The following is a 23876-nucleotide window of genomic DNA, read 5'->3' on the forward strand; positions in this document are numbered from 1 at the left end:
ACCTGCGGGGCACCCCCCGATGCCCTTGACATCGGCGCCGCATCAGGATCAGGATGCTATAGCAGAGTGCAAAATAGAGAACATTGGAGTTCCCATGACGCACCAGCCTCTCGGTAAGGACACCGCATGGCTCCCCGCCGACCTCGAGGATCAGGACCGGTGGATCCACGCCCTGACCCCCGCCGAGATCGCCGACGTGGACCAAGCACTGAAGGCCGCGCAGAAGGCAGGGCAGTCCATCGAAACGCTCACCCGCGACTCCTTCCCCCTGACCGTCCTGCCCCAGACTCTGCGCCTGACCATGGACCGGCTGGAGAACGACCTCGGCCTGTACGTTCTGCGCGGACTGCCCGTCGAGCCGTACACCAAGGACGAGCTGCGGCTCATCTACTGGGGCATCGGCCTGCACATGGGCACCGCGGTGACGCAGAGCTTCAAGGGTGACGTGCTGGGCGACGTGAAGGACTTCGGCCAGTCGGCCTCGACCGCTTCAGGGCGCGGCTACATGTCCAAGGAGGACCTCGGCTTCCACACCGACACCTCCGACATCGTCTCGCTGTTCGTCCTGCGGACCGCCAAGAGCGGCGGGCGAAGCCTCTTCTGCAGCTCCGTCGCGGTCGCCGACGAAATCAGGCGCACCCGGCCAGACCTCTTCGACGTGCTCCAGCAGCCCTTCTACTGGCACTGGAAGGGCCACGAGCAGCCCGGCGAAAAGCCCTACTACCAGCAGCCCGTCTTCACCCTCAGGGACGGGAAGTTCTCCTCCCGCTGGGTGGCCACCCACATCCTGTCCGCGCAGGAGTTCCCGGAGGTGCCGCGCCTGAGCGAGGTCCAGATCGAAGCGATGAAGCTGGTAAACGCTCTGGCTAGCGATCCGCGGTTCCACACCTCGATGATGTTCGAGCCCGGCGACTTCCAGTTCCTCAACAACCACGTCGTCTACCACGCGCGCACCGAGTTCGAAGACTGGGACGAGCCCGACCGCAAGCGCCATCTGCTGCGGCTGTGGCTGTCGGTGCCCAACACCCGCAACCTGGACGAGGGCATGAAGGCGATCTACCGGGACGTGAACGGCGGCGCGGTGCGCGGCGGGTTCCCCTCCCACACCGGCCAGCTGGTGTTCGAGACCAAGGCATCGGAGTTCTGATCATGTTCGGTACTGACGCCGCATCCGGTGCTCCGCACACCCGCAGCACCCTTCTCGAACAGCTGGCCGACCGGGTGGCGCAGATGACCTTCGACGACATCGACGCGCGAGGCCGCACCGTGGCCCGTACCGCGTTCACCGACACCCTCGGCGTCGCACTCGCCGGGTCCACCTCGCAGGCCGTGCGCCTGGTGCGAGCCGCCTCCGTGTGCAGCAAGCCCGCGGGAAGCCTCATCCTGGGCACGTCCCAGCGCGCGGACGCCCTGGACGCCGGCCTTCTCCACGGCATCGCCGCTCACGCGCTCGACTTCGACGACGGCAACCTCACGCTCGTCGGACACCCCTCCACCGTCCTGGTCCCCGCCGTGCTCGCCCTCGGCGAGGAGACCGACGCGACACTGCAGGACGCCGCCACGGCCTACGCGGCCGGCTACGAGGTGCTCATCCGCCTGGCGGGAACGGTCAACACCGCCCACTACGTCAAGGGCTGGCACCCCACCTCGACCCTCGGCGTGGTCGGCGTCGCCGCCGCGGCTGCCCACCTGCTACGCCTGGATGCCGCACGCACAGCCGTCGCCCTGGCCATCGCGCTGTCGAGCGCCGCGGGCATCAAGGCCAACTTCGGCACAATGACCAAGCCCTTCCACATCGGCCAGGCCGTCCGCAACGGGCTGCTCGCCGCCCGGCTCGCCGCCGCCGGATTCACCTCCAACCCCGAGGCACTGGAAGCAGTCCAGGGCTTCCTCAACGTGTACAACGGAGCAGGGTCCTACGACACAGAGGCGATCACCGCCGGCCTGGACAATCCGCCGCTGCTGAACACCGAGGCCAACCCCATCAAGGCGTACGCCTGCTGCCACAGCACGCATGGCGCCATCGAGGCGGCCCGGGAGATCCGGGAGCAGGCCGGATTCCGCGTGGACGACATTGAGCGGATCACCGTCATCGTTGACGAGAAGCGCATCCCGCACACCGACCGCCCCGTCCTGGCCGAGGCACTCTCGGTCAAGTTCAGCCTCCAGTACGTGGTTGCTCGCATGCTGCTGACAGGCGCGGTCGGCCTGGCGGACTTCGAGGGCGACGCCCACCGCGACCCGGCCGTCCTGTCCCTGATGGAGCACATCGAGGTGGCGCCCGCACCCCCACGCGGAGAGAAGAACTCCTTCGGCGCGGTGGTCCGGGTGAAGCATGCCGACGGCGCCATCCTCACCTCCGTACGCGATCCCGAGCGCGACGGCTCCGGCACCGAAATCGACCCGCCCCGGCTCTGGGCCAAGTTCACCGACTGCGCGGAGCAAGTGCTGCCACCGGACACGGTGGGCGAACTACGCGCACTTCTGCAGGACTTCCCCGGGCCCGGGACCGTACGCGGCCTTATGAAGCTCGCCGAAGTGCACGGCGGGGACGCCCGATGAGCAAATCCGTACGCGTCCTGGTCCCGGTGGGCATGCTCGGGGCCGGATTCCCGGCACAGACCGTGACCCGCGGCATAGCCCTCGGCGCGGACATCATCGCCGTCGACGCCGGCTCCACCGATTCGGGACCCCACTACCTGGGCACCGCCACCTCCAAGGCCGCCCGCGCCGCCGTCGCCCGCGATCTCGGCATCCTCATCCCCGCAGCCCGCACCGCCGGCATCCCTCTGGTGGTGGGATCATGCGGCACCTGCGGAAGCGACGACGGCGTCGACTGGGTCCACGACATCGTCACCGAGATCGCCGCAGCCCACAGCCTCACCTTCACCGTCGCCCGCATCTACAGCGAACAGCGCGCCGATGACCTCAAAGTCCGCCTCAGCGACGGGCTGGTCCGCTCTCTGGAACCTGCCGGACCGCTCTCGGCCGACACCCTGCGCCGGTGCAGCCACATCGTGGGGCTCATGGGGCATGAGCCGCTGGCCGACGCCCTGCGCCAGGGCGCCGACGTCGTCCTGGCGGGCCGCTCCACCGACACCGCGCTGGGCGCCGTTCTACCCCTGATGCACGGCATGCCTCCCGGGCCGGCCTGGCACGCCGCGAAGATCGCCGAATGCGGCGGTCTCACCACGGAGAATCCCCGTTCCGGCGGCGTGCTGTTGAGCGTGGACCACGGCGGATTCACCATCGAGCCCCTGGCTCCCGAAACCCGGTGCACACCGCGCAGTGTGGCCGCCCACATGCTCTACGAGAATGCCGACCCGTTCCGCATGCGGGAGCCCAGCGGAACCCTGGACACCCGCCACGCCCGCTACACAGCCCTGGACGAACGCACCGTACGGGTCGAGGGATCACGCTTCGAAACAGCCGAGCAAGCCACGATCAAGCTGGAGGGCGCCGCACCGGCCGGCTACCAGACCATCGTGATGTCGGCCATGCGCGATCCCCGCTATCTAAAGCGCCTGGACGAATGGTGCACCGGTGTCATGGCCTACCTGCACAGCAACATCCCCTCCACATTCGATATCGGCCCGGACGACTACGATCTGCACCTCGTCCGCTTCGGCCACGACGCCGTCCTCGGCGATGCCGAACCCCACCGCGACCAAGCCCCCCGAGAGGTCTGCCTGGTCCTCACCGTCACGGCCGCCACCCAGGAAACGGCCACCCAGATAGCCAAATTCGCCAACCCCGTCCTCCTCCACGCCCCCCTGGGCGACCGCACCTCCTTCCCCACGTTCGCATTCTTCGGGTCCCCCGCCGAGACCGAACGCGGCCAGCAGTACGAGTTCGTCCTTCAGCACGCGGTCGACGTGGCCGACGAGCGAGAACTCTTCCGCACGACCCTGGGCAAGGTGGGAACATGACATATCTGAGCGAAGTGGCAACCGACATCCGGTCGAAGAACGCAGGCCCCTTCTGGATCACCGTCGATGTCTTCCTGCCCGACGGGGAGACCTACCACCGCGTCAGAGCCTCCCCACTGACTGATCCCGCCACCGTCGGCCACCATTTCGGCGTACACCCCGACCACGTCCGGGTCTTTCCTCTCCCCGAGCTGCACGTGATCAAAGTGTCCGTGCCCCGGCCCCGCCCCCAAGGCTCACACGGCGAGCGAGACATGCACGGCGGACAGCAATTCGTCCCCCTTCTGAACATCGAGATCGACAGCCAGCACACCCCTGAGATGCAGGTTTGATCCTCTGCGAGCGCCGTTCCCCTTGAAGACCCAGGGCTCGCGCGCAACGGACGTCATCTGCTGATTGACCGGCGCGGGCCGAGAAGCGACCACCTGCTGCGGCCCGGCCGCCATCCCTATAGAAGCGTGTGCCTCGGTCATACGTTGTCACGTGCGGGCGGCAGGCAGCCGATTCATTAGGCAAGTCTCTTGTCGGGCCAAGCTGTCGGCTCGTAGAGAAGCTACGTGGAGTGTTGCCGCGCGCCGCGAACTCCCGCAGCTCCCGGCTGTGGGCACGTCACTGCCTCTCTGTCAGATGTGCAAGCAGAGGGCGCTTAGGTAAGCGGATGGTCGTAGAAGCCGCGGCCGCACTTGCGTCCGAGGTGCCCGGCCCGCACCATGCGCGACAACAAGGGCGGTGGTGCTTACAAGGGCTCCCTGAACTCCGCGTACAAGGAATCGGCGATGGCCAGGGTGGTGTCCAGGCCGATCTGGTCGGTCAGGGCGAGCGGTCCCATGGGATGGGCACAGCCGTGGACCATGCCGTCGTCGATGTCCCGGGCAAGGCGAATCCGGATTCGAACATCCGGATGGCGGCGAGCAGGTAGGGGATGAGGAGGGTATTGACGACGAAACCGGCCCAGTCCCGGGAGGCGATAACATGCCGTCCCAATATATTAGAGGCAAAACGGCCAATGCGCTCCCGCGTTCTGTCGTCTGTAGTGAGTGCTGGCACGAGCTCTACCAGGTCGAGGACCAGCAGGGTCGAAGAAGTGCAGGCCCATGACCTGACCGGGTCGGCCGGTGGCTGCGGCAAGTTTCATGATCGGTATCGACGAGATGTTGGACGTCAGCAGAGCGTCGGCCCGCACCATGATGCGGTCCAGCGCCGAGAAGATCTCGAGCTTCAGGTCCTCGACTTCCGGGACGGCCTCAATGGCGAGGTCCCGGTCAGCAAAGTCATCGAGGTCGGTGGTGAAGCGCAGCGGCCGAAGTGCGGAGTCACGGTCAGGAAGGGTAATTTTGCCGCGAGCGGCTGCCTTGCCCAGTGACTCTTCGACCCTCTTGCGTCCGGCGGTCAAGGCCGCTGCATTCACCTCGTACACCAGAGTGTCGAGCCCGTTCCGTGCGCAGAGTGCGGCGATGCCGGAGCCCATGAGACCGCATCCGACTACGCCGACAGTGCGGATGACCATGACGGTGCCGCTCATCGGACTCCCTTGTGACTGAGCACTCTGCGGGCCATGACGACACGCTGGACTTGATTCGCGCCTTCGTATATTTGGGTGATCTTCGCGTCGCGCATCATGCGCTCGACCGGGTAGTCGCGGGTGTAGCCGTAGCCGCCGAGGAGCTGGACGGCGTCGGTGGTGATCTCCATGGCGGCGTCGGAGGCGTAGCACTTGGCGGCGGCGCCGAAGAAGGTGAGGTCCTCCTTGTCACCTCCGGCGGCATGGCGCTCCGAGCGGGCCGCGGCGGCGTAGGTGAGCTGGCGGGCGGCCTCGAGCTTCATGGCCATGTCGGCGAGCATGAATTGGACGCCCTGGAAGTCGCCGATGAGCTTGCCGAACTGCTTGCGCTCCTGGACGTAGCCCTTGGCGTAGTCGAGGGCGCCCTGGGCGATGCCGACGGCCTGGGCGGCGATGGTGATGCGGGTGTGGTCCAGGGTCTTCATCGCGGTGGCGAAGCCGGTGCCCTCGTCGCCGATCATGCGGTCGGCGGGGATGCGCACGTTGTCGAGGTAGACCTCGCGGGTCGGCGAGCCCTTGATGCCGAGCTTCTTCTCGGGCGCGCCGAAGGAGACGCCCTCGTCGGACTTCTCGACGATGAACGCGCTGATGCCGCGGGTGCGCTTCTCCGGGTCGGTGACGGCCATGACCGTGTAGTACTCGCTATCGCTGGCGTTGGTGATCCAGCGCTTGAGGCCGCTAAGCACCCAGAAGTCGCCGTCACGGACCGCGCGGGTCTTCATGCCGCCCGCGTCGGAGCCGGCGTCGGGCTCGGACAGGGCGTAGGAGAACATGCCCTCTCCCTTGGCGAGCGGGGCCATGTACTTCTTCTTCAGCTCCTCGGAGCCGGAGAGGATGACCGGGAGCGAGCCGAGCTTGTTCACCGCGGGGATGAGGGAGGAGCTGGCGCACACCCGCGCCACCTCCTCGATCACGATGACCGTGGCGAGCGCGGCGGCGCCGGCGCCGCCGTACTCCTCGGGGACGTGGATGGCGTGCAGGTCGGCGGCGACGAGGGCGTCGTGCGCCTCGCGGGGGAAGCGGGCGTCCTCGTCCACGGCGGCTGCGTGGGGGGCGATCTTCGTGTCGGTGAGGGCGCGGACCGTCTCGCGGAGCATGTCGTGCTCTTCGGACAGCCGGTACAGGTCGAACTCAGTCATGGTGCCTCGTGTGTCGATGTGCAAGGAGTGCTGATGGCTGTGTGGTGTCGATTACCCGGGCGCGGAAGCGGAGCGGAGTGGTAGTGGGATACCGGGTTTCGAGTGTCGTCCTATGAGCGGTGTGATGCGTGGTCAGGAGGAGGGCAGCCGCCTCGGCGTGTGTTCCCGCTCAGGAGTGTGTGTGGTTGGTGGGTGCGAACTGGATGAAGTACTTCAGTGCGTCGATGTTGTCGACGGCTTCGCGCCCAGCGACTTCGTCGAGGCGGGCACCCTGCAGTAGCCGTTTGACGGGGATTTCCAGTTTCTTGCCGGTGCGTGTGTGGGGCAGGCGGGGCACCTCGATGATGGCGTCGGGGACGTGGCGAGGTGATGCCTGGATGCGGATCGCGGTCGTGATGGTCGTCCGGAGTTCTTCGGTGAGTGTGTGCTCGGGTTCCATGACGACGAACAGCGGCATCCAGTAGCCATCATCGGGTAGTTCGGCTCCGATGACGAGACTTTCGCGGATGCCGGGCAGGGGGTCGACGACCGCGTAGATGTCGGCGCTGCCGAGGCGGACGCCTTGGCGGTTGAGGGTGGAGTCGGAGCGGCCAGAGACGATCACGCTGCCCCGGCGGGTGCGGGTCATCCAGTCACCATGACGCCACACTCCGGAATAGGCGTTGAAGTAGGCAGCGCGATAGCGAGTGCCGTCTGGGTCGTTCCAGAAGTACAGCGGCATGGATGGCATCGGGCGGCTGACGACGAGTTCCCCCACCTGGTCGGTCACAGGCCGGCCGTGGGCATCGAACGCCTTCAGCGAGACGCCGAGCATGGGCGCTGAGATTTCGCCCGGCCAGACGGGGGTGGTGGGGGCGCTGCCGGCGAAGCCGCTGACGATGTCGGTGCCGCCGCTGGTCGAGGCGACCTGAACGTGCGGGCCCACGTGGTCATGGACCCAGTAGTAGGACTGCGCGGGAAGAGGGGCGCCGGTGGAGCCGAGGATGCGCAGTTCTGAGAGGTCCAGATCCCGGCCCGGTTCCACGCCGGATTTGGCGCAGCCTTGGAGGTATCCGGGGCTGACGCCGAGAACGGCGGCGTGATGTTCGGCGGCCAGTTCCCACAGCCTGCCGGGTCCGGGATGGGTGGGGCTGCCGTCGTAGAGGACGATGGTGGCCCCGAGGAGCAGCCCGGAGACGACCATGTTCCACATCATCCAGTTGGTGGTGGTGTACCAGAGGAAGCGGTCGCCCGGTGAGAGGTCGAGGTGCAGACCGAGGAGCTTGTGATGGTCGAGGAGTACTCCTCCGTGGCCGTGGACGATGCCTTTGGGCGTGCCGGTGGTGCCGGAGGAGAACAGCACCCAAAGAGGCGCGTCGAACGGCACATGTTCGAAGATCGGGTTCGCGGGATCGGATGTCGCCTGCTGCCAGGAGAAGGTGTCGGGCTCCTCCAGCGGCGGCAGGTCCAGGTTGGGCACCTGGATGGTGGCTCGCAGGGTCGGCAGGGACCTGCGCAGTTCGCCGGCTTCCGTTCGCCGGTCGTGGCTGCGGCCGTTCCATCGGTAACCGTCGGCGGCGATGAGGACGACCGGCTCGAGCTGAGCGAAGCGTGCCTCGGCTCCCGAGGAACCGTAGTCCTGGCCGCAGGCAGACCACACGGCGCCAATACTGGCAGTGGCGAGGAATGCGACGGCGGCATGGATGGTGTTCGGCAGGTATCCGACTACCCGGTCGCCGACTGACACCCCTTGCGTGCGCAGCCATGCCGCGAGCGCGCCGACCTGCGAGCGCAGTTCCTGCCAACTGGTCTCGGTGGTGGTGCCGTCTTCGCCGACCGAGATTACTGCGATCTGCGCGTCGTCGCCGTGGCGTAGCGCGTGTTCGGCGTAGTTCAGGTGGGCGCCGGGAAACCATCGGGTGGTCGGCATGGGCGCGTCGTCCAGTACGACGTCCCATGCACCGGTGGCGCTGATGTCGAAGAACTCGCCGATGGCCGACCAGAATCCGGGCAGGTCCTGGATGGACCATCTCCACAGGGAGGTGTAGTCGGCGTGGGTGACGCCGGTACGGGCGCTGACGAAGTCGGTGAACTGTGCGATACGCGACTGCGCCGTAACCGCGGGATCGGGCGTCCAGATCGCTTCCACCGCGGTCTCGGGCTGGGGGGTGTTCATCGGTCGCCCCCGGGGCGAGCCACGGTCCGTCGGACTTCGGTGACGCGGCGGTCAGCGGCCGGACAGGCGTCGCCCGTCGTGCTGGTCCTGGTCTGCTGTTGCATGGGGGTCCTCACTGTGCCGGAGTGTGGGCGCCGGTCATCAGGGCTGCCAGGTCCTCGGGGGCGAGGAACGAGGGGGGCGGGGGCGGGCCCCAGGCGTAGAGGCCCTTGGCGCCTTCGAACACGCCGGGCTTCCACAGGGCGTCGTCGACGATGCAGTCGAGGTCGGAGTAGTACTCGGAGAAGGTGCCGGCCGGGTCCTTGAGGTACCAGAAGAAGTTCGAGCCGATGTGGTGGCGGCCCAGGCCCCAGGTGTGGCGGTCGGGGTCGGCCTCCAGCATGGCGGTGGCGCCGCGGCCGATCTCGTCGACGTCGTCCACCTGCCAGGAGGTGTGGTGCAGAAAGGCCACAGGTGCTTGCTGGACGAGGACGTTGTGGTGGTCGGTGGAGCAGCGCATGAAGGCGGCCAGGCCCTTGACGATGTCGCTGACCTTGAAGCCGAGGCCGTGCTGGAAGAAGCGCTGGGAGTGTTCCTGGTCCGTGGAGCCGAGGACGACGTGCCCGAGCTTGCGCGGCCGGACCGGCCCTTCGCGCAGGATGCCCGGCGCGCGTTCGCCGAGGCGGGCGGCGGTGCCCGGTGTGTTGTACGAGGCGGCCGGAAGGGGGGTCTGTCGTAGTCGCGGGGCGAGCTCCACGCGCACGAGGACCTCGGTGCCGGGGTCCATGGCTGTCACGGATTCGGCCGTGCGGTGGACGGGGACGTCCAGCCGGGTGAGGGAGGCGGCGACCCGGTCGAGGTCGTCGGGGTCGTCGGCGCCTACGCCGAGTTCGACCAGGCGGCGGCGGGGGGAGTGCACGATGCGCAGTTGCTCGCCGCCGTCGGCGGTCGACAGCACGTGGGAGGGCTGGGGTGCTCTCGCCTCGTCGGGGACTTCGGTGGTGGGCGTGAGGCCGAAGTCGGCGTAGTAGGCGGCCGTCTGCTGGACGTTCGGCACACCCATGACGATCTGGGTCAGTCGGTGCAATGACATGGTTGCGGCTCTTTCGATTCGACGAATAAGCGGGGCGGGAGCCGGTCTGGGCGGTGGCGGAAACCCTTGCGGTTGACCGGCGTGCGAGTCCCTTCGGGGTTTCAGGGGGCGATCATCGAGGTGCGCAGGGTGGCGATGCCTTCGATCCAGGTGACCAGCACGTCCCCCGGAGCCAGGAACTGCTGCGGGGTGCGGGCACCGCCGACACCGGCCGGCGTGCCGGTGAAGATCAGGTCGCCCGGCAGCAGGGGGCACACGGCCGACAGGCGGGTGATGAGCTCGGGGACGTCGAAAACCATCTCGGAGGTACGGCTCTTCTGCAGGATCTCGCCGCCTTCGAGCCGACAGCCCAGCTCCAGGTCGTCGGGGTCGTCGAATTCATCGGTGCTGACGAGCTCCGGGCCGACCGGTGCGAAGCCCGGGTAGGACTTGCCGAGGGAGAACTGCGGGGCCGGCCCGGTCAGCTGCAGTCGCCGTTCGGAGAGGTCCTGTCCCACGGTCAGCCCGGCCACGTACGACCAGGCGGTCTCCCGGGTCGCCCGGTGACAGTGGCGGCCGATGACGGCGACGAGCTCGGCCTCCCAGTCGACCAGCCCGTCGGGGAGAGTGACGGCCGAGTCGTGGCCGGTCAGGGACGTGACGAACTTGGTGAAGACAGCCGGTTCGGACGGCACGTCCAGCTTCGACTCCGCGATGTGGTCCCGGTAGTTCAGACCGACCGCGAAGATCTGGGCGGGCCGGGGAACGGGCGGCCCCCACACCGCGCCGGCGTCCGTGCCGACCTTCGGGGCCTCCGCTGCGTCCGGAGACGTCAGGAACGTGCGCGCCCAGGAGGAGAACGCCTCCCAGTCGGCCAGCGCGCTCTGCGCATCGGGACCGAAACGTCCCCCACTCGCCTCTGCGGCGTCGAGGTAGCCCTGCGGGCCCTTGATGGCCAGTCGTCCGTCGATGTTTGCCAGGCGCATGAGGTCCTCCATGCCGTTGCGGGTGTCTGCCGCGCAGCCTTCACCCAGAATTTCGTTAAAGCAAGAAATTAACGATAATTATTGAAGTTGTCGTTCTGCTGTTACGGTGGTTGGTCATGGCTGGTGAGAAGGCAACTAGAGGCGGCGTCGTCTACGCGCTGATCCGCGAGGACATCTTCCAAGGAGTGCTTCGGCCCGGGCAGCGGCTGCGTCTGGTGGAGTTGGCCCAGCGCTTCTCGGTCAGCCAGTCGGTCGTGCGGGAAGCCCTCACCCGCCTGTCGGAGCAGGGCCTCGTCCACGCCGCCCCCCAGCAGGGTTTCCGGGTGGTCACGGTGTCCCTGGAGGACCTGAACGAACTCACCGAAGCCCGGATCGAGATCGAGACCCTGGTACTGCGACGGGCGATAGAACGCGGCAGCCTCAGGTGGGAGGCGGACGTGGTCGCCGCCCACCATCACCTGGCCGGCGTTACCGCGGTGCGACCGGACGGCACCCTGAACAGCGAGTGGTTCACCGTCCACGAGCACTTCCACAGCAAGCTGCTCGACGCGTGCGGCAACGGGCGTCTGCTGGCCGCCGCTCTCAGCCTGAGGGATGCGGCCACGCTGTACCGGCGCTGGTCGCGACCCGTGGGTCACGACACCGAGCGCGACGTGGCGGCCGAGCACCGTGAACTGCTCGACGCGGTGCTGCGCAGGGACGCCGACGCGGCGGCCGGACTCCTCGCCCGGCACATTGACCGCACCTCCCAGGCCCTGCGAGCCGTGATCGAGGACGACACCGCCGAGGTGGCGTAGCCCGGCAGGGCGACGACGACGCCGACACCGGCCGACCAACCCCAGCCCTGTTGGACGGCAGCCGACCGGGACGCGCAGTGGCGCTTCCGCCGGCGTCGTTCACGGGGATGGTCCGATGACGGCCAGCGAGACACGGCAGCGCATGCTGCTCTCACGACGGCAAGGACGGCGTCATGACGGCTCACCACACACCCGGCCCCAATGACTGGATTTATGGGATCGCTCCCGACTGTGGGGACGCACCGCGTACTCCCGCCAGCTCGGCGCACAGCATCACCGCAGCGACGAACCGCCTCGGCCCCCAGCCCGTCGCCTGGGCTGTCGCCGTCGGCGACGAGCTGGCCCGTGTCATCACCCACGAGGTTCCCGAACTGGGAGGCGGCCCGGCGCCCTACGAAACCCTCCGGATGGGCACCGAAGCCGCGACGTTGTACGCGCTGCTCCTGCTTGCCGACCCTGCCGTCGACCAGGCCATTCCCGAGGAATCCTTGCTGGGAGACCGCGAATTCGCACGTAGGCGCCTCGGCCTGGACAAGGTGCTGCGCGGAATCCGCGTCGCCCACGCAGCCCTGACCAAGGCCCTGATGGGGCAGTGCCAGGAACTCACCCCGCCGTCCGAGCACGCGGAACAGCTCCGCCGCGTCTCCGAGCTGCTCTTCGGCTTCGTCGACGCGTTCTCCTCGCGGATGACGGCCGAGTACCTGGACGAGCACGACCGCTGGCTCACCAGCGGCGCAGCAGCCCGCGAGGAGACCGTCCGCTCGATCCTCGAGGACAGACCGGTACGGCAGGAAGCCGCGAAGAAACTTCTCGCCTACCGGCTGGAGGGCCGCCATCTCGCCGTCATCGCCTGGTGCGACAACCCAGCCGCGGACGCCACCACCGATCTGCAGCGTGCGGCGACCGAGCTGCTGCACAGGCGCTCCTGCACGTCGACCCTGGTCATCCCCACCGGCCGGACCACCGTATGGGCGTGGGGAGAACTGCACGCCACGCCCCCGGCCAACCCATCGGACCCATCGCTGAACCCGGACGACGTCCGCTTCGCCTGCGGCTCGGTACGCGAAGGACTGCCAGGCTTCCGCCAGTCGCATCAGGACGCCCAGAACACAGCCCGGGTCATGCAGCTCAACCCCGGCGGGACGGGCCAGGTCGTCGATTACCCGGATGTCGATCTGGCGGCCCTGCTCTCGGCCGACCTGCCCGCCCTGCGCCGCTTCGTGAGCGACGAGCTGGGGGCACTGGCGGCGGATGACCGGCACGCGGACCAGTTGCGCCGGACGCTGCATTTGTACTTGCGCAACGAGCGCAGCCTGACGACCGCTGCCGGACAGCTGCACGTGGCGCGCAACACCATCACCTACCGGGTCAAGCGCGCTCAGGAACTGCTCGGGCACGATCTCACCGCCCGATTGCCCGAGCTGATGACGGCCCTGGAGGCCGCGCAGACGCTGGGCCCTGCAGTACTCCGACCGGAAAAAGACGGCGCGCATGACGATCCTTACCAACGTCCGTGACAGATCGGGTCTCTCAGATCAGCGGAGTGACCTGCTCTTCGATGCCCAGCAGCGCCCGCCCGTACAGTTCCCCGGCGATGGCCGGGTTGATCACCGCGTGCCGGCTGCCCGTCTCCTGGTCCCGCCAGATCCGCTGCAGCGGGTTGGCCTCGGCGAAGCTGCCGGCGCCCTGGATGCTCAGCAGCAGATCCAGCGCTTCACGGGAGCGGCGGGCCACGTAGCCGGTGTCCATCCGCACCCTCGCCCGCGTCTCGAACGGCATGTACTCATCCCGGGCCGCCCAGGTGTCGATGTCCTCCGCGGCCCGCATCAGATGCAGGCGGGCGGTGTCGATCAACTGGGCCGCCTCGGCCATCTGGATCTGCGTCGAGGGGGCCTCACTGGCCCGCTCGTAGAAGGTGTAGGAGATACCCCTGCCCTTGGCGAGGGAGGCGCTCACCACGTCCATCCCGGCCTGAGCCAGTCCCACCTGCGGTCCCGCCAGCACCAGCGCAAGTACCGGAACCAGCGCGGAGCGGTACAGGGCCTCGCCCTTATGCTCGGTGGGATACACGCCCTCTACGCCCTGGGTCACGGACAGGATGCGGTGCGCGGGCACGAAGACCTCGTCGGCGACGAGGGTGTTGCTGCCCGTGCCCCGCATACCGGCCACGTACCAGGTGTCCTCGACCGTCAGTTCGGCCATCGGGATGAGAGCGGAGCCCTGGTCGATCTGCTGTCCTGATGCGTCCACGACGGGGACGCCCAGGCACGCCCACTGCGAGTGCAGGCTGCCCGAGGCGAAGCCCCAGCGGCCCGTGACGACCAGCCCGCCCTCCACGGCCCGGGTGGTGGCGCTGGGGGCGAGCACGCCGCACACCCGTGCGTCGGGATTCTCGCCCCATACCTCCTGCTGGGCCCGCTCGGGGTAGAGGCCGACCATCCAGTTGCAGACGTTGATCAGCGTGGTCACCCAGGCCGTCGACCCGCACCCGCGGGCAAGCTCGGAGGTGATCTCCAGGAAAGTCCTGATGCCGGCCTCGTGGCCGCCCAGACGCTGCGGCACGGCCAGCCGGAACAGCCCCGCCTCGGACAGGGCAGCGATATTCTCCTCGGCCACCTTCCGGTCCGCTTCGGTGCGGGCTGCGTTCTCGCGCAGCAGGGGCACCAGTGCCGCCGCACTCTCCTTCAGCGCCCCGGCGGACGCGGTGTTCGTCTGCGGAGCGGTTGCCGTCGTGGTCATGGGGTCCTCCGGAGTTTCACGGCTCATGTGGCGCACCTCACGTGGCAAGGTGCCGCTACCGGCATTCCACGCCTGGGCCGCACCGCTGTCGTGTGTCCGGGGCCGCAGACTTCGTCCGGCCGGTTGGGCTGCGGGACCAGTTCGGTGGTCATTTGGGCCCGGGGCCCAGGACCGCGCGCCTGAGTTGAGCGTCCGGCCCAATGCCATGCGGAGGTAACCGTGGATTCACTGAGAGGAAACCCGCGCCGCCGACGCCGCGAGCGATCGCACGCGGCGCACGGCCCGACTCCCACTTCCCTGGAGATCGCTGTGTCCACCTCTGCCCTTGCCGCACCAGACCTGCCCGCCAGCGCTACGGCCGACCCCGCGGTGATCCGCCGGGTACTGGGTCATGTGCCGACCTCGGTGTGCGTGGTGAGCGCCACGACGCCGCAGGGCCCAGTAGGAGTGACGGTGGGCAGCTTCACCTCCGTCTCCCTCGACCCGCCGCTCGTGGTCTTCTACTGCGGACGGCAGTCAGCCAGCGCGGAGGCGATCATCAGCACCGGGCACTTCTGCGTGAACGTGCTGGCCGAAGACCAGCAACAGGTGTGCGCGGCCTTCGCCGGCCGGTCCGCCGACCGGTTCGCCACCGGAGATTGGCAACTGACAGGCCAGGCGGCCCCGCGGCTCGGCGGAGCAGCGGCCTGGATCGAGTGCGCCGTCGAGGGCAGTTTCCCCGCGGGTGACCACGTAGCGGTGGTGGGCCGGGTGCGGCAGCTGGCCGCACCCGGCACGCCCCGCAAACCCCTGGTCTTCCACCGCGGCCAGCTGGTTCGCCTCGATCGCGCCTGCGGCATGCATGTGCCCACCCATTCCTTCGACTGGTGGGACATCTAATCCCCAGGCCGCACACCGCACCGGTGCTCAGGCACGACGGCGACCGACACGCCGAGACCGGTGGCAGGAGACATCCGACGGCGCGGTGCAGCAACCGTCCGGAGCCTTCACCGTCGTATGCCCGCACCGTCAAAGGGCACGGCCCGACCACCGTCCTCGGCGAGCCGACGCGAGACCGCACGGGCCGTGGCCCGTACGGCCGGGCCATAGCCCGCATCCATAAACCCGGGGCTGGGCGCCACCACCGACAGCGCGGCCACCACACCGTTTTCGTCCCGTATCGGTGCGGCCACGGTGCTCAGCGGCCAGGGCCGACTCTGGTGACCGAAGGCGTAATCACCGCGCCGAATCTCTGCCAGCAGACGGCGCAGATCGGCAGGGGAACGGACATCGTCAGGCCCGTGCGCAGGCTCATAGACGCCGATGGCGTGCTCCTGGTCGGAGGACGGTGCGAAAGCGAGCAGCACGAGCCCGACGCCGGTGGAGGTCAGCGGAAGCCGGCCCCCGACGCGGTAGCGCACCGCGCTCGCGTCGAGCGCCGAAAGCCGCTCGATCAACAGCGCTTCCCCCTGGTCGCGCACCGCGAGCAGTACGTGCTGGCGGGTGACGTGGAAAAGATCTTCCATGAAGGGCATCGCAAGGGAGCGCAGCCCGTGACCACGCGGTGCCAGGGAGGCGATCTCCAGCAGCCGCAGCCCCACGGTGAAACGGCCGTCCTCCAGGCGTTCGAGCGCACCCACGTCGATCAGCATGCGGGCCAGCCGCAACGTACTGCTGCGGGGGATGCCGCTCCGCTGCGCGAGTTCACCGAGAGTCTGCGCACGATGGTCATTGTCGAACGCGCTGAGCAGCGCAAACGCCCGGCGGATCACAGGCGGCCCCTCCGGAGGTCTGCCTCCTCGGCGCGGCAAGGAGTGGCCGTCCGGAACATGCGTTTCATTCATCGGAATCACCAGCGCCATCGTACGACCACCGTTCCTACGGTGACGGGTGTACCGAAATACGACAAGGGAGGCCCTCTCATGGCACCGACCGGACTCATCGACGTCCACGCCCACTTCGTCACCGACGGCTACGTGGCAGCGGCGCGGTCCGCGGGGATCGAGCACCCCGACGGGATGCCCGGCTGGCCCACGTGGAGCATCGAGAAGCATCTGGAGCTGATGGAGCGCGGGGGGATCGAGAAGTCCTACCTGTCGGTGTCCTCCCCGGGGGTGCATTTCGGCGACGACGCCGCGGCGCGCGCCCTGGCCCGTGAGGTCAACGAGTTCGGCGCCCGGGTCCGCGCGGAGCACCCGCAGCGCTTCGGCCACTTCGCCTCCCTCCCGCTGCCCGACGTCGAGGGATCGCTCGCCGAGGCCGCCTACGCGCTCGACACCCTCGGCTCCGACGGAGTGACCGTGGAGAGCAACCATCACGGCCTCTACCTGGGCGATGCAAGCCTGGAGCCACTGTGGGCGGAGCTCGACCGCCGAGGTGCTGTCGTCTTCGTCCACCCCACATCGCCGCCCCACGCCGAGGACATCTCCCTGGGCCGGCCACGGCCGATGCTCGAGTTCCTCTTCGACACCGCCCGTACCGCGAGCGATCTGCTCTTCCACGGCGTGCTCGCCCGCCATCCGCACATCCGCTGGGTGCTGACCCACGGCGGCGGCGTGCTGCCGCTGCTGGCCGACCGCCTGGAACTGTTCCGCACCCTGGTGGACGACGGTCCCGCGAACGCCGCGACTGCCCGAGAGCAGCTCGGGCGCCTGTGGTACGACATGGCCGGCACGCCGTTCCCGCGCCAGATCCCAGCATTCGACGCGGCGTTCGGCACCGAACGCCTCCTCTACGGCAGCGACCACTGCTGGACCCCGGCCGACGCGGTGCTCGCACAGATCGCATCCGTCGACTCCGCAGAGCAGCCCTCCGCGACCGAAACCTGGCGGTCACTGACCACCGGCAACGCCCACCGCCTGTTCACCGCAGACGCCCGTTGACCACCACCCGCCGCCCCAAGGAAAGGGAAACACCGTGCCCGCACACCCCCCACTGCTCCTGAGCTCAGCGACCGTCATCGACACCCGCGACGGCTCGCTCCACCCCGAAATTGACGTGCTGATCCAGGACGGCGCCATCACCGCCGTCGGACGCGGCCTGACCGCACCGGACGGCGCCACCACCGTCGATGCTCGCGGCCGCTACCTGGTCCCGGGCTACAACGACATGCACGCCCACCCGCTGGGCCGCGGCGGAAACCTGGCGGCCACACTGCAGCTCATGCTCGCTCACGGCATCACCGGCTACCGCCAGATGTCCGGCGACCTCGACCTGCTGCACGCCCGCGCTTCGGGCACCCTGAAGTTCCCCCAAGCCTCACCGGCCCTGCTCGCGATGCCCGGCCCGCTCCTGACGACGATGAACACCACCACAGCCGAACAGACCGCCGTCACGGTCCGCGCGCAGATAGAGGCCGGTGCGGACTTCGTGAAGTCGGCTGCAATGACCAAAGAACGCTTCTTCGACGCGCAAGCCGAGGCACTCCGGCTCGGCGTCCCGATCGTCGGCCACCTCCCGGGAGGCATCGACGTCCTGCGGGCCTCACGTATCGGCATCAAATCCATCGAGCACTTCGGCTCCGGGATCGGCGTACTGGCCTGCTGCTCCACCGACGAACACGAGATCCAGCAGGCCGCCGGGGCACGACAACGGCTCAGCCTGCCGAACGTCAAGCTGCCGTTCATGGACAAGGTGGTCGACGCCATCTCCAAGCAAGTGGTGATCAACCCCGTCAACCTGAACAAGCCCGAAGACATCGCGCTCGTTGACCATGCGGTACGTACCTACGACGAAGGACGTACGCACGAGCTCGCCGAACGCTTCGCGGCGGACGGCACCTGGCATGTGCCCACACTGATCCGGCAGAAGACCAGCAAGCTCTGCGACGATCCCGCCTTCGCCGCCGACCCCGACCTTCGCTACATCTCCCGCGCCACACTCAAGACCTGGAAGAAAACGGTCACGACATACCGCAAACGGTTCTCTCCCGAGCAGCGTGCCACCCTCGCCGCCTCCCACCGGTACGAATACGACATGGCCAGGATCTTTGATGCCGCAGGCGTCAAGATGCTCCTCGGCACCGACTCCTCCGGAGCCATCTGGGTCATCCCGGGTGCCGCACTCCACGACGAGATCGACCTGGCCGCCGAGGCCCAGATCCCTGCCCTGCGGCTGCTGCAGATGCTCACACTGTTCGCCGCCGAGTTCCTCGGCACCACGGACCACATGGGCACCGTCGAGGTCGGCAAGAACGCAGACCTCGTCCTCCTCGGCGCCAACCCACTCGACGACGCGGCAAACCTGCACCGCATCGTCGGCGTGGTCCGCGCCGGCACTCACTATTCCGAACACGACCTGACGATCATGAAGGACCAGATCGCGGCGGCCCGGTCCATCGACTGATCCGTGCCGGCAGACAGCCAACTCCAGCCCGGATGCCACTGAAGGTCCGGACCACTGCCGCTTCGTCTCACCGCTACGCCGGGCCTACGTCCGCGGGCGAGCGGAACAGAACCCGCGCGCGCCTGCGCCGAAGCGCTTCCGCCTCAGCTCAGCCGGCCGCGCGCAGCAACCCTCCACGAAATGAGAACTGCATGACGGACATCGACATCATTTCCCAGACAGTGCTGCTGGAGCGCCAGGGGCGCGACCGCGGCTGGTGGGACCAGATGAGGGCCTGCTTCTGGGCCGACTCCACCGTGGCCCTCAGCTGGTTCCAGGGCAGCGGGCCGGGCTTCGTGGACGCATCCGAAGCAATGTCCGGCCGCGGGGACGCCAGCGTCCACCGCCTGTCCCCGCCCACCGTCCAGATCGTCGGCGACCGCGCTTTCGTGGAAATGCCCGCGGGCATCGAGGTACGGACCGACATCAACGGCGCCACCGCCGACCTCGCCTCCTACACGCGGATCATCTACCGCCTCGAACGCCGCGACAACCACTGGCGCATCAGCGCACTGGAGTGCATCTACGAACGCGACACCCTCACCCCCGCCATCCCCGGACAACAGGTCACCATTCCTCCGGCGGAGCTAGCACCGTACCGAGTGCCGTACGCGATCCTCAGCTGGCACCTGGCCCGACGCGGATACGAGGTGAATGCCAACCTTCTCGGAGACGACCAGCCTGAACGCACTGCGGCCTTCTATGCCGACACACTGCGTTGGCTGCGAGGCTGAAGCTGCCTGCGCCCCAGTTTTTCGCGCATGCGCGGTGAGGGACGCCCATGCCTCACGGAACTGTACGCACCTTGTAGTCGTAGGCGGGGCAGCCAGCCAAGGTCCACAGCTCCTACGCGACGGTGCTGCTGGCGGGCCTGTGCCTCATGCGCCTGGGCCATGGGTACGGCCTTCATGCCCGCGATGCGCCTAACCACCCGCGACGGCTGCGTCGCTTCCGCCATAAGTTCAACACCTGCCAGCAGATCGGCGGCTTGATCGACGCCGCCCTTCTGTTGATAACAGCCACCAACATCGCGCACGTGGTCAGCACCAGGTTCACCGACCGGGGGGTGTGCCGCGGCCCCTTTCGCTCGCCAGTCGGGCAGCTCTTGCAACCTCGGTGACGAACCCGGCCATCATCGCCCACCCCGGGGGCGCCGAAGCAACCCTCACCGCCTACGAACAGCCCCTGTTCCCGCGCAGCGTGTCCTTCTATGAGGACGCCCGCGCCATCATAGACATCTGCCTGGACGACCAGGGACGACAAGGACATAGCCCGCCGCTTTCCGCTGCAGCACCGTGATCTCAACGCTGTTCAGAGAAGAATTCGCCGTCATCCTGGCGCTGCACACCGACCACCTGGAGCAGCACCTCGCGCAGCTGGTCCCCATGCTGCACACCCCCGTCGTCCTCGAGGACGGCCGCACCGTCGACGTCGCCGCCTCGGTCGGCGCCGCGACCCCGCACGCGGTCGGCTCCCGCGACCTGACCGTGCTACATCGGGCCGCCGACGCCGCCCTGTACGACGGCAAGCACTCGGGACGCGCCGTCCTTGCGACCGCCGCACACGCCGTCACGCCGTCCGTCAACGGCCGGCGCGCGGGCAGGCCGGGAACGGCCGTTTGGGGGCGAGCAGCATGAGCACGGTGACCCTCCCGCAGGGTGACTGGATCCGCGGCATCAGCATCCGGCTGCCGTACGCGGGCTGCGTCCTCGCCGGCGCCAAGACCGTGGAAAACCGGCCAGCCCGGTGGCGGACTGGCTGGGTGCAGCTCCACACCAGCAAGAACATCGATCAGCCCGCCCCCCCGTAATCCACTGATCGGCCGCACGATCTGCGGCCGCAGGCTGGTCACGGGCGCGGTGGTTGCCGTCGCCCGGATCACCGACTGCCACCAGGACCGAGGGCGCTCCGCCTGCTCGGAGTGGGCCCATCCGGGCGCCTGGCACCTGGTGCTCGACGACGTCCAGGAGCTGCCTCTGCCTGTTCCCGCGCGGGCAGGTTGTGACCTGGAGGTCGTCTCTAGTGCCACGTCAGGCAACGTTTGCCCTGTCCGCTCCCGGCACCTCGGGGCGATGTTCCCCGTCGATATGTCCGCCGTTCGGGGGCACGGCCAGCGCGGGGCAACGCGACCCCGAGCCGTCGTTCCGTCGCGAGGCAGCGGCCAACGCGCCAGGACAAAGCACGTCAAGCTGTAACTCGCGTGGGCCGGTATCGCAGGGCTACCGCCCCCGACCGGAACTCATGGCAGTCCACGAGTTCGAGCTGGATGCGCTCGCGCAGACCGGCGAGCAACGTCGGCCCGTGTCCGGCAAGGACCGGCTGAACAAGGAACTCGTACTCGTCGATCAGTCCCAGATCTGCCAACGCCAGGGGGAGCGTCACGCCACCCACCCACAGACCCTCGCCTGACTCCTGCTTGAGCCGCTGAACCGCTTGCCCCAAGTCGCCTCGCACCAGGTCGGCATTCCAATCGACCCCGCTCAGCGTGCTCGACACGACGTACTTCTTCGCCCGATCGATGGTCTCGGCGAACGGGATCTGCCACTCATCCATCCAGTCAGGCCACGTGCCCGTGGCCGGCTTCCGCCACGCCGACTCCATCATCTCGTAGGTTACCCGGCCGAATAGCAGGGCACCGGCTCGCTCCATCTCAGCGGTCCAGTAGCGCATCAACTCCTCGTCCGGGGGGAGCCCTGCCTCGTGATGGCAGCAGCCGTCGAGCGTGACGTTGATCGAGTATCGAAGTGGTCTCATCTCGTTGCTCTCCCTTGATGCGCGCAGCGCGTTTTCACCGGACCGTATTCAGACGACTGCCGGCGCCATTTCTCATCGGTGCCGCGTCACCTGCCGCCGGCTCAGGTCAACGACCAACGTCGCAAACGTTGCCTGACGCGGCACTAGATCTGCTGGTGCAGGTCTTTCAGCAGCTGCCGGGCTTCCGGCCGTGATCGGCCGCCCTCGCAAGAAGTCGTTGTCCGAGCCAGGCCTGGTAGCGGCTCCCGGCCCGGTCCTTGACTGGCGCGACAGCCAGCACTTCGACCGCTGGCAGGACCGCCCCTGCGCGCTGTGCGAGCAGCCACGCCGATGCGCTCCCACTACGGGGAGCCCGCGCATAAGACGTCGTTTCACTTGGTGAGTCGACGGTGGTTGATGAGGCTGGTGGCGATGGCGGTGAAGGCCAGGAAGTGTTCGGGCTTGCGTTCGTAGCGTCGGTGAAGTCGGCGGCATCCACCGAGCCAGGACATGGTGCGCTCGACCACCCAGCGGTGTTGGCCCAGCCGTTGTGAGTTCTCCACGCCGCGGCGGGCGATGCGAGGAATGACGTTCCGCTCGCGGAGCCATCGGCGTAGGGAGGGATAGTCGTAGCCCTTGTCCCCGTGGAGTTTCACCGGCCTGCGGCGCCGTGGTCCGCGAGGGCTGCGGACGGGCGGGATCCCCATGACCAGCGGTTGGAGGGCCAGGCTGTCATGGGTGTTGGCGGCCGAGATGGCGACAGAGACGGGCAGGCCGGCACGATCGACGACGAGGTGGATCTTTGATCCCAACTTGCCGCGGTCGGTCGGATTCGGTCCGGTCAGCTGCCCCCTTTGAGAGCGCGGACGCTGACGGAGTCAACAGCGAATCGGGACCAGTCCAAGGTTCCCTGGGCACCGAGCTCGTCGAGAATGACGCGGTGCAGACGGGCCCACACACGCTCCTGACTCCACCGCGCGAAACGTCGGTAGACGGTGGGCCAGGCCGGCCCGAACACCGGCGGCAACTGCCGCCAAGAGCACCCCGACGTGGCCACGAACACGATCGCGGTCAGGCATTCACGATCCCCGGCCCGCCTACGGCCCCCGCCCTGCGGACGCACCACCACCGTCTCCGGCACCACCCGCCGAAACAACTCCCACAACTCATCCGAGACCAGATGCTCAGCAAGACTCGTCATACCAACCCAACGACATCCTGCACCAAAGGAAACGACGTCCTATTGTTTCTGGCGCACGTGGAGCAGATTCCTTCGCGCTGCTGTACGTGGGCCGGTCGCGGTGCGCATTCGTGCCCATTGACACAACGGGCACGGTGAGGCTCGTGGTTGCCAAGCCAGCCCTCCTCAAGCACGATTCCGCCCAGTTCAGCCACCCGTTCCCGGAAAGCTGCCTCGGCCTCCTGGGAACGCCCCTGGTGGGCGCAGGTGCGGCAGAGGCCCTTGCCGGCCAGGACATTGGTCGGATAGGTCGCGTGCTCGTGTCCCGCCCCGCATCTCACCCGGTGAGGTTTCCGGGTGCCGAGCTACTCGGGTTCGAGGACCTCGCCACCCAGGTCGGCCACGCGCGCTCGGAACAGTGCGTCGGCTCGCATGGAGCTCGCCTTCGACGCGCTCACGATCCACTCACCCTGTGCGAGGCAGGAACGTTGCCCACCTCTGAGGGCGGCGTTGTCGCCTGATCGTCGGCAGGGTGGTGCTTGTCAGCCGGAGTGGTTGCGGGCGTCACGCCGCTGGTCATGTCTCCCAACGTGTATCTCCCCATGACGGGGGATCATCGCAGGGGCCACTGACATCCGAGTTCCAGGCCGCACTCTCGCCAGCCCCGTTCAGGAGCTGGCCAAGAGGCATGGCTGCGGTGTCGTCGGTCCTGCGGATCACCGTGTAGACCACGTCGGGCTCAGCAACGGCCGTACCGATGTGAACGCCGCAGCACGAGACGACGCTGCCCTGCTCGTCTGAGACGAGGAAGCCCGTCGGTCCTGCAGGGTGCCGGGGTCTTGAGCGTGGGGTGCCGGCACATGCTGGTCATGATGGTGCCCAGCCGTCGCCCTGGAAGTAGTGGTGCCGTCGACATCGGTGAGGCAGGCACGCGGGAGCACATACGATCCCACAAGCAGGCCGGGCCTGCGTCGAGCACGTCTTCGCCCGCATGAATGCATGGAAGATCCTCCGCGCCTGCCGTCTCAAGGGCGACGGCGTCCACCACGCCATGCTCGGCATCGCCCGGCCACGCAACCTCACCCTCGCCGGATAAAAAAGTGGCCCGTACCTCGGGCGATCACAGCCCAGTCCACTCGGAGATCTCTTAGACCGTGTCCTATGTGGAGCTGGGTCGTTGGGCTTGGTTATGGGGCGGGGTACGTGGAGTTGGATTGTTCCGGACGGGCTGTGGGAGATCGCGG

20 protein-coding genes and 2 pseudogenes are annotated in these 23876 nt (G+C 68.0%); 13 read left to right on the forward strand and 9 right to left on the reverse strand.

Annotated elements, in window-relative coordinates; all coding sequences use genetic code 11:
* The first annotated feature begins 94 nt into the window (after positions 1-94).
* The 4 genes from AC069T_RS21135 to AC069T_RS21150 are packed head-to-tail and all read left to right on the forward strand — an operon-like array spanning position 95 to position 4261.
* A complete protein-coding gene (locus tag AC069T_RS21135; RefSeq protein ID WP_478784213.1) occupies positions 95-1147 on the forward strand; it encodes a TauD/TfdA family dioxygenase in 1053 nt (350 codons plus the stop codon).
* Positions 1148-1149: 2 nt separating this feature from the next.
* Positions 1150-2562, forward strand: a complete 1413-nt coding sequence (locus AC069T_RS21140; protein ID WP_478784214.1) for an MmgE/PrpD family protein — start codon at positions 1150-1152, stop codon at positions 2560-2562.
* Positions 2559-3929, forward strand: coding sequence for an acyclic terpene utilization AtuA family protein (locus tag AC069T_RS21145; RefSeq protein ID WP_478784215.1), 1371 nt, complete (start codon positions 2559-2561; stop codon positions 3927-3929). Before AC069T_RS21140 ends, AC069T_RS21145 begins: the two co-directional genes overlap by 4 nt.
* Complete coding sequence (locus tag AC069T_RS21150; protein ID WP_478784216.1) at positions 3926-4261, forward strand: DUF4387 domain-containing protein; 336 nt, start codon at positions 3926-3928, stop codon at positions 4259-4261. The genes AC069T_RS21145 and AC069T_RS21150 overlap by 4 nt, the downstream gene beginning before the upstream one ends.
* A 314-nt stretch (positions 4262-4575) precedes the next feature.
* Here AC069T_RS21150 and AC069T_RS21155 read toward each other — a convergent pair.
* From AC069T_RS21155 to AC069T_RS21175, 5 genes and pseudogenes are all read right to left on the reverse strand, one after another.
* Positions 4576-5451: pseudogene (locus AC069T_RS21155) on the reverse strand (3-hydroxybutyryl-CoA dehydrogenase).
* A complete protein-coding gene (locus AC069T_RS21160) occupies positions 5448-6629 on the reverse strand; it encodes an acyl-CoA dehydrogenase family protein (protein WP_478784217.1) in 1182 nt (393 codons plus the stop codon). The pseudogene AC069T_RS21155 and the gene AC069T_RS21160 overlap by 4 nt, the downstream one beginning before the upstream one ends.
* A gap of 169 nt (positions 6630-6798) precedes the next feature.
* Positions 6799-8784, reverse strand: coding sequence for an acetoacetate--CoA ligase (locus AC069T_RS21165; RefSeq protein WP_478784218.1), 1986 nt, complete (start codon positions 8782-8784; stop codon positions 6799-6801).
* Between the two features lie 112 nt (positions 8785-8896).
* Positions 8897-9856 (reverse strand): VOC family protein, encoded by a 960-nt coding sequence (locus tag AC069T_RS21170; protein WP_478784219.1) that lies wholly within the window; start codon positions 9854-9856, stop codon positions 8897-8899.
* 101 nt (positions 9857-9957) lie between these two features.
* Positions 9958-10821, reverse strand: coding sequence for a fumarylacetoacetate hydrolase family protein (locus tag AC069T_RS21175; protein WP_478784220.1), 864 nt, complete (start codon positions 10819-10821; stop codon positions 9958-9960).
* Positions 10822-10937: 116 nt separating this feature from the next.
* Between AC069T_RS21175 and AC069T_RS21180 the strand changes: the two genes are divergently transcribed.
* Positions 10938-11618 carry a GntR family transcriptional regulator gene (locus tag AC069T_RS21180; protein ID WP_478784221.1) on the forward strand — a complete coding sequence of 227 codons (681 nt, stop codon included), beginning with the start codon at positions 10938-10940 and terminating at the stop codon, positions 11616-11618.
* A gap of 173 nt (positions 11619-11791) precedes the next feature.
* A complete protein-coding gene (locus tag AC069T_RS21185) occupies positions 11792-13135 on the forward strand; it encodes a PucR family transcriptional regulator (protein ID WP_478784222.1) in 1344 nt (447 codons plus the stop codon).
* A 13-nt stretch (positions 13136-13148) separates the two neighbouring features.
* Here the strand turns inward: AC069T_RS21185 and AC069T_RS21190 are convergent, their stop codons facing one another.
* Entirely contained in the window at positions 13149-14357 is a 1209-nt protein-coding gene (locus tag AC069T_RS21190) for an acyl-CoA dehydrogenase family protein (protein ID WP_478784223.1), read from the reverse strand.
* 309 nt (positions 14358-14666) lie between these two features.
* Between AC069T_RS21190 and AC069T_RS21195 the strand changes: the two genes are divergently transcribed.
* A complete protein-coding gene (locus AC069T_RS21195; RefSeq protein WP_478784224.1) occupies positions 14667-15236 on the forward strand; it encodes a flavin reductase family protein in 570 nt (189 codons plus the stop codon).
* A 107-nt stretch (positions 15237-15343) separates the two neighbouring features.
* Here AC069T_RS21195 and AC069T_RS21200 read toward each other — a convergent pair whose 3' ends face one another.
* On the reverse strand, positions 15344-16198 hold the full coding sequence (locus tag AC069T_RS21200) for an IclR family transcriptional regulator (RefSeq protein WP_478784225.1): 855 nt from the start codon (positions 16196-16198) through the stop codon (positions 15344-15346).
* 60 nt (positions 16199-16258) lie between these two features.
* Between AC069T_RS21200 and AC069T_RS21205 the strand changes: the two genes are divergently transcribed.
* From AC069T_RS21205 to AC069T_RS21225, 5 genes are all read left to right on the forward strand, one after another.
* Positions 16259-17218, forward strand: coding sequence for an amidohydrolase family protein (locus AC069T_RS21205; RefSeq protein WP_478784226.1), 960 nt, complete (start codon positions 16259-16261; stop codon positions 17216-17218).
* A 34-nt stretch (positions 17219-17252) separates the two neighbouring features.
* Positions 17253-18680, forward strand: coding sequence for an amidohydrolase family protein (locus tag AC069T_RS21210; protein WP_478784227.1), 1428 nt, complete (start codon positions 17253-17255; stop codon positions 18678-18680).
* A 191-nt stretch (positions 18681-18871) separates the two neighbouring features.
* Positions 18872-19453 carry a nuclear transport factor 2 family protein gene (locus AC069T_RS21215; RefSeq protein ID WP_478784228.1) on the forward strand — a complete coding sequence of 194 codons (582 nt, stop codon included), beginning with the start codon at positions 18872-18874 and terminating at the stop codon, positions 19451-19453.
* A 561-nt stretch (positions 19454-20014) separates the two neighbouring features.
* Positions 20015-20356 carry a diguanylate cyclase domain-containing protein gene (locus tag AC069T_RS21220; RefSeq protein WP_478784229.1) on the forward strand — a complete coding sequence of 114 codons (342 nt, stop codon included), beginning with the start codon at positions 20015-20017 and terminating at the stop codon, positions 20354-20356.
* Positions 20353-20529, forward strand: a complete 177-nt coding sequence (locus AC069T_RS21225) for a hypothetical protein (protein ID WP_478784230.1) — start codon at positions 20353-20355, stop codon at positions 20527-20529. Before AC069T_RS21220 ends, AC069T_RS21225 begins: the two co-directional genes overlap by 4 nt.
* Positions 20530-20903: 374 nt before the next feature.
* Here AC069T_RS21225 and AC069T_RS21230 read toward each other — a convergent pair whose 3' ends face one another.
* A complete protein-coding gene (locus AC069T_RS21230) occupies positions 20904-21473 on the reverse strand; it encodes a dihydrofolate reductase family protein (RefSeq protein WP_478784231.1) in 570 nt (189 codons plus the stop codon).
* 371 nt (positions 21474-21844) lie between these two features.
* Positions 21845-22653, reverse strand: a protein-coding gene (locus AC069T_RS21235; protein WP_478784232.1) for an IS5 family transposase whose coding sequence is annotated in 2 segments (ribosomal slippage) — positions 21845-22303 and positions 22306-22653 — 807 coding nt in all. Because the reading frame shifts where the segments join, the coding sequence is not laid out codon by codon here.
* Positions 22654-23501: 848 nt separating this feature from the next.
* On the opposite strand from AC069T_RS21235, the pseudogene AC069T_RS21240 reads away from it, so the two are divergent.
* Positions 23502-23728 (forward strand): annotated as a pseudogene (locus AC069T_RS21240) (IS5/IS1182 family transposase); the annotation flags it as partial.
* Between the last annotated feature and the right edge of the window lie 148 nt (positions 23729-23876).

The organism is Streptomyces sp. NPDC043867 (assembly GCF_056435845.1).

Excerpts from the sequence above, each read along its gene's own strand:
- AC069T_RS21200 (WP_478784225.1), bottom strand. The coding sequence starts at position 16,198 with ATGGCGCTGGTGATTCCGATGAATGAAACGCATGTTCCGGACGGCCAC.
- AC069T_RS21165 (WP_478784218.1), bottom strand. The coding sequence starts at position 8,784 with ATGAACACCCCCCAGCCCGAGACCGCGGTGGAAGCGATCTGGACGCCC.
- AC069T_RS21140 (WP_478784214.1), top strand. The coding sequence starts at position 1,150 with ATGTTCGGTACTGACGCCGCATCCGGTGCTCCGCACACCCGCAGCACC.
- AC069T_RS21185 (WP_478784222.1), top strand. The coding sequence starts at position 11,792 with ATGACGGCTCACCACACACCCGGCCCCAATGACTGGATTTATGGGATC.
- AC069T_RS21225 (WP_478784230.1), top strand. The coding sequence starts at position 20,353 with ATGAGCACGGTGACCCTCCCGCAGGGTGACTGGATCCGCGGCATCAGC.
- AC069T_RS21170 (WP_478784219.1), bottom strand. The coding sequence starts at position 9,856 with ATGTCATTGCACCGACTGACCCAGATCGTCATGGGTGTGCCGAACGTC.
- AC069T_RS21135 (WP_478784213.1), top strand. The coding sequence starts at position 95 with ATGACGCACCAGCCTCTCGGTAAGGACACCGCATGGCTCCCCGCCGAC.
- AC069T_RS21230 (WP_478784231.1), bottom strand. The coding sequence starts at position 21,473 with ATGAGACCACTTCGATACTCGATCAACGTCACGCTCGACGGCTGCTGC.
- AC069T_RS21145 (WP_478784215.1), top strand. The coding sequence starts at position 2,559 with ATGAGCAAATCCGTACGCGTCCTGGTCCCGGTGGGCATGCTCGGGGCC.
- AC069T_RS21190 (WP_478784223.1), bottom strand. The coding sequence starts at position 14,357 with ATGACCACGACGGCAACCGCTCCGCAGACGAACACCGCGTCCGCCGGG.
- AC069T_RS21175 (WP_478784220.1), bottom strand. The coding sequence starts at position 10,821 with ATGCGCCTGGCAAACATCGACGGACGACTGGCCATCAAGGGCCCGCAG.
- AC069T_RS21215 (WP_478784228.1), top strand. The coding sequence starts at position 18,872 with ATGACGGACATCGACATCATTTCCCAGACAGTGCTGCTGGAGCGCCAG.
- AC069T_RS21205 (WP_478784226.1), top strand. The coding sequence starts at position 16,259 with ATGGCACCGACCGGACTCATCGACGTCCACGCCCACTTCGTCACCGAC.
- AC069T_RS21180 (WP_478784221.1), top strand. The coding sequence starts at position 10,938 with ATGGCTGGTGAGAAGGCAACTAGAGGCGGCGTCGTCTACGCGCTGATC.
- AC069T_RS21150 (WP_478784216.1), top strand. The coding sequence starts at position 3,926 with ATGACATATCTGAGCGAAGTGGCAACCGACATCCGGTCGAAGAACGCA.
- AC069T_RS21160 (WP_478784217.1), bottom strand. The coding sequence starts at position 6,629 with ATGACTGAGTTCGACCTGTACCGGCTGTCCGAAGAGCACGACATGCTC.